Here is a 14,074-nt window from a genome sequence, read left to right on the forward strand (position 1 = left end):
ACACACGGCCGTGGTCACTCTCCGATGGATGTGGCGTCGACCGCACGCCCGCGCGTCGCCGCCCAGGCCGGGACGAGGATCGCCACCAGGGCCAGCACCACGGCGATCGCGAGCACCACCAGGTAGACGGCGATCGGCCCCGACGGCAGCAGCGAACCGGTCACCACCAGGCAGAACGGCACGATCGCGCCGGCCGCAGTCGCCGTGCCGAGCAGGATCGCGATGGTCGCGATCAGCCCGCCTTCGACGCCGGCCATCCGCAGCACCTGGCCGCGGGTGAACCCGCTCAGCCGCTGCAGCCCGAACTCGCGGCGGCGTTTGCCGGTGGCCATCACCAGTGTGTTCACCACCGAAATCACGGTGTAGGCGATGATCATGCCGACGAGCAGGTAGTTGACCCAGGCGCCGACCTCGTTGCCCTTCGCGTGCGCCGCGATCAGCACGGCACGGTCGCCGACCTGGACCGGCAACCCCGCTGTCGCCTCGCGAAGGCGCGAAGTCAGCGTCGCCGGGTCGACGCCGGGAGCGGCGCGGACCAGCAGCTGCGGAGCGAGCCCGAGCGTCGTGTGCGGCGCCAGCAGTCCGGCGGGCAGGACGAGGCTCTCGAACCCGGCGCGCTGCTTCTCGACCGCCCCCACCCGCACGTCCACCGGGGTGCCGTCACCGAACCGCAGCGACAGGGTGTCGCCGACGTGGCGGCCGAGCGTGTCCGGCACCGTGATCGTGGTCCCGGTCAGCTCGCTGACCCCGATGGCGGGCCAGCCGTCCTTGTCCTGGTTCGAGTCGAACGGCTTCTCGATGAACACCGTGCTCGTGGCGTACTCCGACGCGCCGGCCACCCCGGGGACCGCGCGGACCCGGTTCACCACCGAAGGATCGAGGCCGATCGGCGAGCCGACAACGGCGTCCGCCCGCAGGTCCTCGGTGTACGCCTGGTTCGAGACGGCTTCCTGGGTCGTCTGCAGGTAGATGTTGGCGGTCGCGATGCCGACCGCAAGCATGATCGGGGTGACCGCGCCGGCCGTCCGGACCGCGACGACGCGCGTGTTGAGCAGCGCGACCCGGCCGATGACGCCGCTGATCGCCTGGACCGGCCAGCGCAGCAACGTCGCCATCACCTTGGTGACGCCGGGGCTGATCGCCGCCAGGCCGAACGCCCACAGCATCACCGCCGGGCCGGACGTGCTGGCCGCGACCGGGCCGGTCATCACCGCGACCGTGACGATGCCCAGCGCCGTCCCGCCGCCGAAGCACAGGATCGCGGTGATCAGCCGGATCGGCGTCAGCCAGCGCCGCTCGACGGCGGCTTCGGCGAGCGCCTCGGTCGGGCGGACCTTCGACGCACGACGGCCGGCGACGAAGGACGCGGCGATGACGGCCAGCAGGGACGCGCCCGCGGCGACCGTCGCCGGCAGCCAGCCCTGCTCGAACCGCAGCACGTCGGGGACGACGTGGTTGGCCGCGAGCTGGTCGAACAGCCAGTTCCCCAGCACTGGGCCGAGCACCACCGCGGCCCCCACCGCGAGCAGGCCGACGACCAGCGCCTCGCCGAGGACCATCCGCCGCAGCTGGCGGGGAGTCGTGCCGATCGCGCGCAGCAGCGCGAGTTCACGCTGGCGCTGCTGGGTCGACAGCGAGAGCGTGCCCGCGACGACGAACACCATGACCATCGCCGACAGCCCGCCGGAGACGGCGGCCAGCACGATGAGGTTTTCGCCGCTCTGGTCGACCTCCGGGAACTCCAGGAGCCCGCGGTCGGTGCCGGTCGTGACCACACCGGCGTCCCCGACCGCGGCCGTCACCGCGGCGACGTCGCCGCCGAAGACGCCGATCGTGTCGAGCTTGCCCGGGTGCCCGGCCAGGCGTTCGGCGTCCTCGGTGCTGAAGAAGACCGCCGAGTCCCGCATCTGCTGCGGCGCGGTCGCGATGCCGGAGACGCGGTACTGGCCGGCCTCGCCGTGCGCGGCGACGGGCAGCGTGGCGCCGACGGGGATCCCCAGTCCGGCGTCGACGACGACCTCGCCGGGCCGCGGCGCCTGACCCTGCAACGCATACGGCGTCAAGACGGCGGAGTCCCAGGCGTGCCCGAGGGCGCTCGCGGAACCGATCTGCGCCGGGAAGTTGACTTCGCCGACCACACTCGTGACACCGGGGACCGCGCGCAGGCGGTCCGCCAGCGAAGCGTCGAGCCGGACGCGCTCGGGCAGCGTCGCGTTCTTGAACTTGTGCTTGTCCTCGGGGTCGAGGGTCGCCGGGTCGTCCTCCGGCAGCGCGAGCGTCTGCTGCCCGCCGACGACGATCGGCGCCGCGGCCAGCCGCTGCACCGGCGTCTCGGACCGGATGCCCGTCTCCATCAGGCCACCGCACGCCGAGACGATCAGCGCACCGAAGAACACGGCGACGAACGTCGCCAGGAAGGCGCCCTTGCGCTGGCGCAGGGTGCGCAGTGCGAGCTTGAACATCAGACCCGCACCGCCGCTCGGTCCCAAGCACCCAGGTGGGTCATCCGCTCGGCAACGGCGGCCGCGGTCGGCCGGGCCAGCCGGCCGGCGATCCGGCCGTCGGCGAGGAACACGACGTCGTCGGCGTAGGACGCGGCGACCGGGTCGTGCGTCACCATGATCACCGTCTGGCCCGACGCCCGGACGGACTCGCGCAGCAGGCCGAGCACGTCGGCGGCGGTGCTGGTGTCCAGCGCGCCGGTCGGCTCGTCGGCGAACAGCACGGCCGGGTCGGTGACCAGGGCGCGCGCGATCGCGACGCGCTGCTGCTGCCCACCGGACAGCTGCCCGGGCAGGTGCTTACGACGCCCGTCGAGCCCGACGTGCGCGAGGATCCGTGCCACGAGCCGCTTGTCCGGGCGCTTCCCGGCCAGCTGCAGCGGCAGCACGACGTTCTGCTCGACCGTGAGCGCCGGGAGCAGGTTGAACGCCTGGAAGACGAACCCGACGCGGTCGCGCCGCAGCTTCGTCAGGTAGGTCTCGCTCTTGCCTTCGAGGTCCTGGCCGTCGAGCACGACCCGGCCCGACGTCGGCCGGTCGAGGCCGGCCGCGCAGTGGAGGAACGTGCTCTTGCCCGAACCGGACGGGCCCATCACCGCCGTGAACCCGCCCCGCGGGAACGAGATCGAGACCCCGTCCAGCGCGACCACGCCTTCGCCGTACTCCTTGCGCACAGCTTCGAGCCGGACCGCGTCGGCTGCCTCGTGCCACCCAGTTGTCATGGCAAGAACGCTAGGCAGGCAGCGCCCGAAGCTCCCTGGTGCAGACGCGCGTTTCGAAGGTAGGGACAGCCCTACTCAGGTGCGGCCCTTGCCGCCGAAGCCGCCGCTGATCCGGCGCAGCACGGCGCGCGGCAGCAGTCCGCCGATCGCGACGACGGCTTTGTACTGCAGGCTCGGCACCGAGATCACCTTGCCGCGGCGCAGGTCCGCGAGCGCTTCGCCGACCACTTGTTCGACACCCAGCCAGGCGATTTTCGGGCCGGGTTTGTCGATGCCGGCCCGCTGGTGGAACTCGGTCGCGGTGAAACCGGGACAGAGGGCCATCATCCGGACGCCCTTCGGCAGCGACGCGGCGATGCCTTCGGTGAACGAAGTGACCCAGTTCTTGCTGGCCGTGTACGTCGAGCCGCGGCCGCTGAAGAAGCCCGCGACGCTGCCGACCTGGATGATGTCTCCGCGGCCGCGCCGGATCATGCCCGGCAGCACGGCACGGGTCAGCCGCAGCACGGCGGTGACGTTGACGTCGAGCTGGCGCTGCAGCGCGTCCGGCGGGATCGTCCAGAAGTCGCCGTTCAGGCCGAACCCGGCGTTGTTCACCAGCAGGTCGACCGGACCGGCGGCGAGCCGCTCCTCGACGGCCGCCCGTCCGTCCACTTCGGACAAGTCGGCGGCGAGCGCTTCGACCGCGACACCGTGGCGTTCCCGCAGTTCAGCCGCGTACGCCTCCAGTCGCGCGGTGTCCCGGGCGACGAGCACCAGGTCGAACTTCTCGGCGGCGAGCGTGCGCGCGAACTGCGCGCCGATGCCTGCGGTGGCGCCGGTGATCACGGCGGTGGTGGTCATGTGGGTGAACCATACCCGCTGGTCAGACCCTCCAGGTGCAGCCGTTTCGAGCCCGGGTTATCGTCGGCGATCATGGGTAAGCACAGCAGGCGCAAGAGCGGCTACCTGCCCAAGGTCGCCGCCGGCGCGGCGCCCGTGGCCCTGCTCTTCGCGGCCCCGGCCACCGCCTTCGCGACGCCGTCCGACCTCACCCTGCCGCTCGACCGGATCGAGCTCCCGGTCGACCACCGGCACAGCGGCGCGCTCACCGACGACGGCACCACCCTGTCCGCGACCCGCCACGACGTCGTCACCAAGCAGCTCGGCGACGTCCGGCTCGCGGCCGACCTCGCCGAGGCCGTCGCCGCCGGCGGGGACCGCCTCGGCGCGGGCGATCGGGCCCGCCACGGCGTTTTCCTGGGCAACGGCGTCGACGTGCTCAGCGAGAACGCGGAGCAGGTCGACACCGGGCTGCGCGGCGTCTTCTCCGGGGACCTCACGGGTGCGCTCTCGGCGCGCCGGTCGTCCGGGCAGGCCGTCGACCTCGGCATGCTGGGCGCGGTCGGCACCGCGTCCGAACAGCACTTGACCGGCCAGCTCTCCGGGGTCCTCGACCTGGGCCAGCAGCACGAACTGGGTGGTCAGCTGGGCCCGGCCTGGGGCCTGGTGAAGACGAGCCAGTCCGTCGGCCCGGCGGCGTCCGGCTCGATCAGCGGCGACCTCGGCGTCGACCACGTGACCGAGGTCCAGGGCGGCTCGACGACCACGGTCCGCGGCACGCTCCGCCAGCACGAGTCGCTGACGGCGAGCGTGCTCGACCAGCCGGTGCTCGACCTCTAGTCCTGCTGCGGCGCCGGCGGGTCCGCGGGCGGCTGCTGGACCGGCGTCCCGGCGGCCGGGGTCGGCGGGTTGCCCCCCACGGACGGGATCGGCGCACTCGCCTGGTGACGGCCGGCGTCGTAGTCCTCGTCGAACGGGTCGACGATGTCCGCGATCTCGCCGAGGTCGCGCAGCAGCCGCTCGAGCCGCGACGGCCCGGCGGTCGGGACGACACTCGCGAGCACCCACTCGGCCTCGAGCCAGGCCACCCCGACGTCACCGCCGAGCTGGTCCGCGGCGTCGACGAGCTCCTGGGTGATCACAGCCCGAGCGCCGTCGGCGTCGTCCGCGAAGGCGTAACGCGAGCCGATCGGGCCGAGCATCTCGGGCATGTCGGCGCGCTGGAACGGCACGCTGGACAGCCACATCTCGATCGGGATCCGGTGCTTCTTGTTGCAGCGCACGGCGACCACGACCGCGGGGATCTGCCCCTCCGACTCGATGTCGAAGATGAACACGGGCCGGCGGCCGTCGGAGGTGAAGGTCGACCCCGCGACGACGTTGACGGCGGCGTCCGCGCCGAAGTAGCCGATCGCACCGTTGGACCACTGCTGCGGCAGCCGTTCGTCCTCTTCGACGAACTGCCAGCCGCGCAACTGAGCCCAGCGCATGCGCTCGCGGTTGCGCGAGCCCTCCTTCGCCCGGTCGGCAGCGAGCAGCCCGAGGCCCGCCACCAGGGCGACGGCCGCGATGACGAACCAGATCCACGCCGGAATACCCACGACGTGCAGGGTATCGCCTGCTACGCCGAAGAGATGAGCGACGGTACCCGTGTCGCCGGGCCCGTTCGGACCATTTCTCCGTTCCCGGGTCGACAAATCGCCATCTCAAGCCACTTTGGACGGCGGGCGGTCGCCGAAAAGCCGTGAGGGGCACCTTCAGGGACTTGGCTTCCCTGAAGGTGCCCCTCACGGCGTTGGACAGCTCAGACGCGCGTCACCGTCAGCGCGTCACCCGCTTCCATGTCCGGGATGTCGACCCGGACCGTGTCGCCGTCGCGGACCTCGCCGGACAGCAGCTCCTTCGCGAGCTTGTCGCCGATCGCCGACTGGACCAGCCGCCGGAGCGGGCGGGCGCCGTAGATCGGGTCGAAGCCGTTGAGCGCGAGCCACTCGCGGGCGCCGTCGGTGACCTCCAGGTTGAGCCGGCGCTGGGCCAGCCGCGCGGCCAGCCGGGCCACCTGGATGTCCACAATGGACGTCAGCTGCTCGGTTCCGAGCGAGTGGAACACGACGATGTCGTCGAGCCGGTTGAGGAACTCCGGCTTGAACTGCCGCTGAACCACGTTCAGCACCGCGTCCCGCCGCTGGCGTTCGTCCAGGTTCGGGTCGGCGATGGCCTGCGAACCGAGGTTGGACGTCAGGATCAGGATGGTGTTCCGGAAGTCCACCGTCCGGCCCTGGCCGTCGGTCAGCCGCCCGTCGTCGAGGACCTGCAGCAGCACGTCGAAGACGTCGGGGTGGGCCTTCTCCACCTCGTCGAGCAGCACCACCGAGTACGGCCGGCGCCGGACGGCTTCGGTCAGCTGCCCGCCCTGGTCGTACCCGACGTAGCCCGGCGGGGCGCCGACCAGGCGCGCCACCGAGTGCTTCTCGGCGTACTCGCTCATGTCGATCCGCTGGATCGCGCGCTCGTCGTCGAACAGGAACTCCGCCAGCGCCTTGGCCAGCTCGGTCTTGCCGACGCCGGTCGGGCCGAGGAAGAGGAACGAGCCGGTCGGGCGGTCGGGGTCGGCGACGCCGGCCCGGGCGCGGCGCACCGCGTCCGCCACGACCTGCACGGCTTCCTTCTGCCCGATGACACGCCGGCCCAGCTCCTCTTCCATCCGGAGCAGCTTGCCGGTCTCACCCTCGAGCAGCCGGCCGGCCGGGATGCCGGTCCACGCGCTGACCACGTCGGCGACGTCGTCCGCGCCGACCTCTTCCTTGAGCATCACGTTCTGCTGGCTGACCTCGTTCGCCGCGGTGGCCGCCGCGAACTCCTTCTCCAGCGCCGGGATCCGGCCGTACCGCAGCTCGGCGGCCTTGCCCAGGTCACCGTCGCGCTCGGCCCGGTCGGACTCGCCGCGCAGCTGCTCCAGCTGCTCCTTGAGCTCGCGGACCTTCTCGATGGAGCCCTTCTCGTTCTGCCAGCGCGCGGTCAACGCCGTCAGCGTCTCGCGCTTCTCGGCCAGCTCGCCACGCAGTGTCGCCAAGCGATCGAGAGAAGCGGCGTCGCTCTCCTTCGCGAGCGCCATCTCCTCGATCTCCAGGCGCCGCACGGCCCGCTCGACCTCGTCGATCTCCACCGGCCGCGAGTCGATCTCCATGCGCAGCTTGGACGCGGCTTCGTCGACCAGGTCGATCGCCTTGTCCGGCAGGAAGCGCGCGGTGATGTAGCGGTCGGACAGCGTCGCGGCCGCGACCAGCGCGGCGTCCGTGATCCGGACACCGTGGTGCACCTCGTAGCGCTCCTTCAACCCGCGAAGGATCGCGATGGTGTCTTCCGGCGACGGCTCGCCGACCAGCACCTGCTGGAAGCGCCGCTCCAGGGCGGCGTCCTTCTCGATGTGCTGGCGGTACTCGTCGAGCGTGGTCGCGCCGACCATCCGCAGCTCACCGCGGGCGAGCATCGGCTTGATCATGTTGCCGGCGTCCATCGCGCCCTCGCCGGTCGCGCCGGCGCCGACGATGGTGTGCAGCTCGTCGATGAAGGTGACGACCTCGCCCGCGGAGTCGGTGATCTCCTTGAGCACGGCCTTCAGCCGCTCCTCGAACTCGCCGCGGAACTTCGCGCCGGCCACCATCGACCCGAGGTCGAGGGCGATGACGCGCTTGCCGCGCAGCGACTCCGGCACGTCGCCGGCGATGATGCGCTGGGCCAGGCCCTCGACGATCGCCGTCTTGCCGACGCCGGGCTCGCCGATCAGGACCGGGTTGTTCTTCGTGCGCCGCGACAGCACCTGCACCACCCGGCGGATCTCGGTGTCCCGGCCGATGACCGGGTCGAGCTCGCCGGCGCGGGCGCGCGCGGTGAGGTCGACGCCGTACTTCTCCAGCGCCTTGAACGTGCTCTCCGGGTCCGCGCTGGTGATCCGGGCGGAACCGCGGACCTTGGCGAACGCCTCGCGCAGCGCGTCCGGCGTGGCGCCGTGGCGCTTGAGCAGGTCGGCCACCTGGCCGCCTTCGGTGGCGAGCCCGACGAGCAGGTGCTCGGTCGAGACGTACTCGTCACCCAGCTCGGTCGCCAGCTTCTGGGCGTGCGTCAGCGACTTGACGGCGAAGGTGTCGAACTGCGGGCTCGAGACGGTCGCGCCGGTCGCCGACGGCAGCGCCGCGATGATCGGCTCGAGCTCCTTGTGCACCACCCCCGGGTCGGCCCCGACCGCGGTCAGCAGCGGTGCGGTCAGCCCCTCACCCTGCGCCAGCAGGGCGCCCAGCAGATGGGCGGCCGAAACGTGCGGGTTGCCGGCCATGGTGGCCGCCTGCGCCGCGGACGAGATCGCCTGCTGGGTCTTCGTGGTCGGGTTGAAAGCGTCCATCCCTCACCTCATGCTCGATACATCAAAAGTCGTGGTGACAGGCCTGACCGAGACCTGACACTATCCTCAACGCACGAAAACTTGAGTCTGTTCCGCTCAACTCTGACCAGGTGTCACGGCGCTGGCCGGCAACCGGCTCCCCAACGTCCCGAGCCCGGCCACGGCGAGCGCGGCACACGTCCCGACCAGCACCCAGGGTAACCAGTCGGCCACCGAAAACAACGCGACCACCGCGGGCGCCAGCACCTGTGCCACGGTGAACGCGTACTGGTACGCAGCGAGATAACGTCCGCGGGCCACCGGAGGTGCCGCCGCCTCCGCCAGCGCGCCCGACCGCGGCCCGAAGACGAGGTCACCGGCGGCGAACACCAGCGTCGACGCCAGCAGGTACACCACCTGCCAGCCGTCGGGCACGAGCAGCACCCCCAGGCTGACCAGGCACCACGCGGTGAACAACGCCGAGCCCGCCCGCATCGCGGCGAGCCGGGTCAGCCGCGCGGTGAGCCGCAGCGCGAGCGTGCCGCCGAGGCTGGTCACCACGGTCAGCAGGGCGAGGATCGCGCCGGGCAGCCAGGCGGGGCCGTGCAGCCGGTCGATCACGAACACCGGCGTGCCGATGAGGAAGAACTCCAGGGAGAGCCCGAAGAGCGCGCTGAAGAGGATCAACGCGAGGTACGGCCGGTTGCGCAGCACCTTGACCGACCCTTCGTCGTGGTCCCGGTGCGGCCGCGCGAGGTGGACGAAGAGGGCGAGGACCGCCGCGGCCACGAAGAACGTCACGACGTCCAAGACGAGCGCGATCCGGTACCCGGCCGTGCCGAGCCAGGTCAGCAGCGCGCCCGCCACGAGACCGCCGAGGCCGAAGCAGCCGGCCCGCACCATCCCCACTTCGGCGAACGGCCGATCCTTGGGGACGTCACCCGCGACGTCGGCGATGAACACGAACAGAGAGCTGTAGAACAGCTGCTGCCCGGTGGCGAGCAGGACCGCGGCGCCGACCACGGTGCCGGCGCCGTCGGCGAGGAGGTACGCCCCCACGCCCGCCGCCTGCAGCAGCTGGGCACAAATCACCACCACGCGTGGCCCGACGCGGTCGACGAGCCGGCCGGCCAGCGGCGGCACCACGAGCCCGCCGACGGTGCCCAGCGTGACGGCTGTGCCCGCCACGGCCAACGGCACACCGACGACCTGGGTCACGTAAACCAGGGCCAGCGGGAGGAAGAGACCCGAGCCGAAGTTGTCGATTCCCAGCGCACACAGCAGTGCGACCCGGCTACGCGACACCCACCGACGTTAACTCTGTGACACACCGCGAAGTCAGGACCGAACGGACACTTTCCACCGGGCCAAAAGCAACTTCGGGTGTCCTCCGTTCACTTGGTCGTGTCAGCCAAGCAGGCGACGCTGCCGAGAGCGCGGCGGAGGTCGGCGTTCATCTCGGCAAGCCGGCCGGTGAGTTCGGTGACGCGCTCGTCGTCCCAGCCGCCGAGCGCCGTCTCCATGAAGTCGAGGTAGTTGGCGCGCCAGCGGGCGAGCTCCTCCCGGCCCTTCTCGGACACGCTCACCAGCGACGCGCGGCCGTCCTCGGGCGCGGGGCGGCGGTCGACCAGCCCGGCGGCGGAGAGCTGGGTGATCTGCCTGCTGACCACCGACAGGTCGACGAACCGGCGTTTCGCCAGCTCGGACGGCCGGGCCTCGCCGTTCTTGGCCAGGTCGGACAGCAGCATCGCGGCCGCCGGGTGCAGGCCCGGCCGGTCCTGCCAGGACTGCATGACCCAGGCGTGCTGAAGCTGCGAAGCGCTCTTCAGCTCGCGCATGAGCTCGACCCGGACATCGTCGTCGGTGTCGTCGAAGCCCATCGGGACCTCCTCCACGGCCAATACTTGTGCAATACAAGTTTATTGCCGGACGCTTGCGCGGGCAAGGATCACCCCGGTGAGGTCCCCCACGCCGTAATACACCCGGTCGGAGCAACAATGCGGGCAAAAGGGCCCCCGGCGGCTACCCTGCGGACGAGCCGTGCGCGCGGCGCGTACGAGTGACGAGGTGGCAGTAGTGGCGATGGACCCAGGAGGCGGCTGTGCGCAGAACTGCCGTCACCGCGCCCGGGCCGGCGGTGGATGATCGGGTGCCGTCGCCCAACCGTCCCCGACCAGCGAACACCCCGTCATGAGCGCCGATTCCGTAAGCCCGCTTCCCCGGTCTTCCGCCCCGCGTGAAGCACCCGCGGCGGTCGCCGCGATGGTCCAGCTCATCCGGGACAGCTGGGCCAAGGCCGAGCCCTACATCGCGGACATCTCACAGTTCTTCTACGGGATGCTGTTCACCCTCGCCCCGACCACACGCGACTTCTTCCCGATCAACATGGAGATCCAGCGCGGCCGGCTGGTCCGCGCGCTGGTGCACATCGTGCAGATGGTGGACCGGCCCGACGACCTCGCGCCGTTCCTGCAGCAGCTCGGCCGCGACCACCGCAAGTTCGGCGTGGTCCCGCGGCACTACGAAGCCGTCGGCACCGCGCTGCTGGCGTCCCTGAAGAACCACCTCGGCCGTGAGTGGACACCCCAGGTCGAGCGCGCGTGGGCCGAGGCGTTCACCATCGCCGCGCGGGCCATGCAGGACGCCGCCGCGGCCGACCAGAACCCGCCGTCGTGGCACGCCACCGTGGTCGAGCACCGGCGGCTGACCTGGGACCTCGCCCTGGTCAGGCTGGTGCCGGACCAGCTGGTGCCCTACCACCCCGGCCAGTACATGAGCGTCGAAGTGCCGCAGCGGCCCCGGCTGTGGCGCTACCTCTCGCCGGCGAACGCGCCGCGCGAAGACGGCGGCATCGAGTTCCACGTCCGCGCGGTCGACGGCGGCTGGGTCTCCCGCGCCATCGTCAGCCACACCCAGCCCGGCGACGTCTGGCGGCTCGGCCCGCCGCTGGGCCGGCTGCGGGTCGACCGGGAGCGGTCACGGGGCGTGCTGATGGTCGGCGGCGGCACCGGGGTCGCGCCGCTGCGGTCGATCCTCGACCACCTCGCGCTCTGGGGTGAGAACCCGAAAGTGCACCTGTTCTACGGCGGGCCGTCCCGCGAGGACCTCTACGACCTCGAAGAACTGCGCGGGCTCGCGTCCACCAACCCGTGGCTGTCCATCACGCCGGTGGTGGAGCGCGGGGGTGAGGTCCCCGGGTTCGAGCCGGGCACGCTGGCCGACGCGGTCACCCGGTACGGCTCCTGGCCGAACCACGACATCCTGGTGGCCGGCTCGCCGGCGATGATCCGCGCGACGGTGTCGCGCATGCTGGTGGCGGGCAGCGCGCTGGACCAGATCCAGTACGACCCGTTCACGATCGACTAGTTCCCGAAATCGCGATGCACCCGTCCGCCGAATAGTCGCGCGGACACGGACAATTGTTACGGCGCTCGGTTAATCCATCCGGATGATCATTTTTACGCAGCGCCAGACGGGGTTGACCGCGCGTGGTGAAATTGCTCCGTTCGAGCGGGAACGCGCGTAATCACGCGCATCTGCACGGGAATGCGCCTACAGTCGGAAACCCTCGGGGGCGGCACGTGACAGATGCCGCAGGCATGGCGTGGAAAATCCTTTGCACGACTGGAGATCACCGTTCCCGATGAGTGCTGAATCCGTGAAGATCTTCACACCACCCAAGACCGTTCCGGTTTCGGCAGTGGAAGGTCGCGAGATGGCCCGGCTGATCCGTGAAAGTTTTGCGGCGGTCGAGGCGAAAGCCGACGAACTGGCGCAGTACTTCTACGGCGCGTTGTTCGTGGTCGCCCCCGATTGCCGAGATCTTTTCCCGGTCACCATGACGACACAGCGGAGCAGGTTGCTCCGCGCGCTCGTGTACGTCGTGCAGATGGTCGACCGGCCCGACGAGCTGGTCACCTTTCTCGGCCAGCTGGGCCGCGACCACCGCAAGTTCGCCGTCGTCTCCCGGCACTACGACGCCGTCGGCATCGCGCTGCTCGCGGCCCTGAAACGGTTCCTCAAGGAGAAGTGGACCCACGAGGTCGAATCCGCCTGGACCACGGCGTACGGCATCATCGCCAAGACCATGCGCGAGGCCGCCCAGGCGGAGACCGGGCCCGCGTCGTGGGCGGCGACCGTCCTCGAGCACCGCAAGCTCAACCGCGACGTCGCCCTGGTACGCGTTCAGACCGAGGGCCTGCTCCCGTACCGCGCCGGCAGCTACGTGAGCGTCGAGGTGCCGCAGCGCCCCCGCCTGTGGCGGTACCTCTCGCCGGCGGGCGCCCCGCGCGGTGACGGTCAGATGAGCTTCCACATCCGCACGGTGCCCGGCGGCTGGGTCAGCGGCAGCATCGTCAACCACACCAAACCGGGCGACGTCTGGCGCCTCGGCCCGGCGATGGGCAACCTCTTCGTCCGGCCGACGACCACCCGCCGGCGGCTCCTGATGATCGCCGGCGGCACCGGCGTCACCCCGTTCGTGTCGATCCTCGACGACCTGGCGCACTGGAAGCGGAACCCGCCGGTCCACCTCTTCTTCGGCGGCCGAAGACCGGAAGACCTCTACGCGCTGGAAGAGCTGCGGCGGATCTCCGCGGTGTCGAAGTGGCTGACGGTCACCCCGGTCACCGAGGAGGGCGCGCTGGCCGGTGGGGACCGCGGCACGCTCGCGCACGCGGTGACCCAGCGCGGCACGTGGAAGAACCACGACGTCCTGGTGTCCGGTTCACCGCCGATGATCCAGGCGACCATCGCGAAGCTGCTGGCCGCCGGCGTCGACCTCGAACGCATCTCCTACGACCCGTTCACCTTGGACTGAACGCGCTATCGTCGCCGATATGGAGACGACTATTCCGGTTTCGGACGGCACCATCGGCGGCTACCTGGCGGAGCCCGCCGGCGCGGGCCCGCACCCCGGCGTGGTGCTCATCCACGACGCGTTCGGGCTGAGCCAGGACACCAAGAACATCACCGACCGGTTCGCCGCCGAGGGGTACCTCGCGCTCAGCCCGGACCTGTACTCCCGTGGCGGCATGCGCCGCTGCGTGCGCCGGGTGTTCTCGGACATGTTCGCGAACCAGGGCCGGACGTTCGACGACATCGAGGCGTCACGCGCGCTCCTGGCCGGCCGCCCGGACAGCTCGGGCCGGATCGGCATCGCCGGGTTCTGCATGGGCGGTGGCTTTGCGCTCGTCGCGGCGTCACGCGGGTTCGAGGCGTCCGCGCCGTACTACGGGCAGCTGCCGAAGAACCTGTCGGTGCTGGACGACGCCTGCCCGGTGGTCGCCAGCTTCGGCAAAAAGGACTTCTCGCTGCGCGGCGCCGCGGCGAAGCTCGAGACGGCGCTCACCGAGCGCGACATCCCGCACGACGTCAAGGAGTACCCGGGCGCGAGCCACGGGTTCGCGAACAAGGTCGACGTCGCGCCGCCGCTGAACCTGCTGCTCAAGGTGGTTGGGTTCACCTACCACCACGAAGCGTCGGAAGACGCTTGGGGCCGGGTGACGTCTTTCTTCGGCGAACACCTGCAGCAACCGGCCCGACCTTCGCACTGAGCCGAGCGGGCTATCGAAGTCGCCGGATGGCTGTAGTTCGTTGACCGTTGTGCCCGATTCACCTTATGGTCTAGACCACATCTTCCCCGGATGTGC

11 protein-coding genes are annotated in these 14,074 nt (G+C 70.9%); 4 read left to right on the forward strand and 7 right to left on the reverse strand.

Going from position 1 to position 14,074, the window contains the following annotated elements; all coding sequences use genetic code 11:
* Positions 1–14: 14 nt before the first annotated feature.
* The 3 genes from ACIA5G_RS08075 to ACIA5G_RS08085 all read right to left on the reverse strand — a co-directional run bounded on the left by ACIA5G_RS08075 (position 15) and on the right by ACIA5G_RS08085 (position 4,066).
* On the reverse strand, positions 15–2,462 hold the full coding sequence (locus tag ACIA5G_RS08075; RefSeq protein WP_395921484.1) for an ABC transporter permease: 2,448 nt from the start codon (positions 2,460–2,462) through the stop codon (positions 15–17).
* Positions 2,462–3,223 carry an ABC transporter ATP-binding protein gene (locus ACIA5G_RS08080; RefSeq protein ID WP_395921485.1) on the reverse strand — a complete coding sequence of 254 codons (762 nt, stop codon included), beginning with the start codon at positions 3,221–3,223 and terminating at the stop codon, positions 2,462–2,464. Before ACIA5G_RS08080 ends, ACIA5G_RS08075 begins: the two co-directional genes overlap by 1 nt.
* A gap of 75 nt (positions 3,224–3,298) precedes the next feature.
* A complete protein-coding gene (locus ACIA5G_RS08085) occupies positions 3,299–4,066 on the reverse strand; it encodes an SDR family NAD(P)-dependent oxidoreductase (protein WP_395921486.1) in 768 nt (255 codons plus the stop codon).
* A 72-nt stretch (positions 4,067–4,138) separates the two neighbouring features.
* On the opposite strand from ACIA5G_RS08085, the gene ACIA5G_RS08090 reads away from it, so the two are divergent.
* Positions 4,139–4,885 carry a hypothetical protein gene (locus tag ACIA5G_RS08090; RefSeq protein WP_395921487.1) on the forward strand — a complete coding sequence of 249 codons (747 nt, stop codon included), beginning with the start codon at positions 4,139–4,141 and terminating at the stop codon, positions 4,883–4,885.
* Here ACIA5G_RS08090 and ACIA5G_RS08095 read toward each other — a convergent pair.
* From ACIA5G_RS08095 to ACIA5G_RS08110, 4 genes are all read right to left on the reverse strand, one after another.
* A complete protein-coding gene (locus ACIA5G_RS08095) occupies positions 4,882–5,646 on the reverse strand; it encodes a hypothetical protein (RefSeq protein ID WP_395921488.1) in 765 nt (254 codons plus the stop codon). The two genes, ACIA5G_RS08090 and ACIA5G_RS08095, sit on opposite strands and share 4 nt — an antisense overlap.
* Positions 5,647–5,849: 203 nt before the next feature.
* A complete protein-coding gene (clpB, locus tag ACIA5G_RS08100; protein WP_395921489.1) occupies positions 5,850–8,444 on the reverse strand; it encodes an ATP-dependent chaperone ClpB in 2,595 nt (864 codons plus the stop codon).
* Between the two features lie 96 nt (positions 8,445–8,540).
* A complete protein-coding gene (locus ACIA5G_RS08105) occupies positions 8,541–9,728 on the reverse strand; it encodes an MFS transporter (protein ID WP_395921490.1) in 1,188 nt (395 codons plus the stop codon).
* Between the two features lie 89 nt (positions 9,729–9,817).
* Positions 9,818–10,303 carry a MarR family winged helix-turn-helix transcriptional regulator gene (locus ACIA5G_RS08110; RefSeq protein WP_395921491.1) on the reverse strand — a complete coding sequence of 162 codons (486 nt, stop codon included), beginning with the start codon at positions 10,301–10,303 and terminating at the stop codon, positions 9,818–9,820.
* 310 nt (positions 10,304–10,613) lie between these two features.
* Here ACIA5G_RS08110 and ACIA5G_RS08115 point away from each other — a divergent pair, with 310 nt between their 5' ends.
* From ACIA5G_RS08115 to ACIA5G_RS08125, 3 genes are all read left to right on the forward strand, one after another.
* Positions 10,614–11,789 (forward strand): globin domain-containing protein, encoded by a 1,176-nt coding sequence (locus ACIA5G_RS08115; RefSeq protein ID WP_395921493.1) that lies wholly within the window; start codon positions 10,614–10,616, stop codon positions 11,787–11,789.
* Positions 11,790–12,138: 349 nt separating this feature from the next.
* Positions 12,139–13,242 (forward strand): globin domain-containing protein, encoded by a 1,104-nt coding sequence (locus ACIA5G_RS08120; RefSeq protein ID WP_395921495.1) that lies wholly within the window; start codon positions 12,139–12,141, stop codon positions 13,240–13,242.
* Positions 13,243–13,261: 19 nt separating this feature from the next.
* Positions 13,262–13,978, forward strand: coding sequence for a dienelactone hydrolase family protein (locus ACIA5G_RS08125; protein WP_395921496.1), 717 nt, complete (start codon positions 13,262–13,264; stop codon positions 13,976–13,978).
* Positions 13,979–14,074: the final 96 nt, after the last annotated feature.

The organism is Amycolatopsis sp. NPDC051758, from assembly GCF_044453095.1.
GTDB lineage: Bacteria > Actinomycetota > Actinomycetes > Mycobacteriales > Pseudonocardiaceae > Amycolatopsis.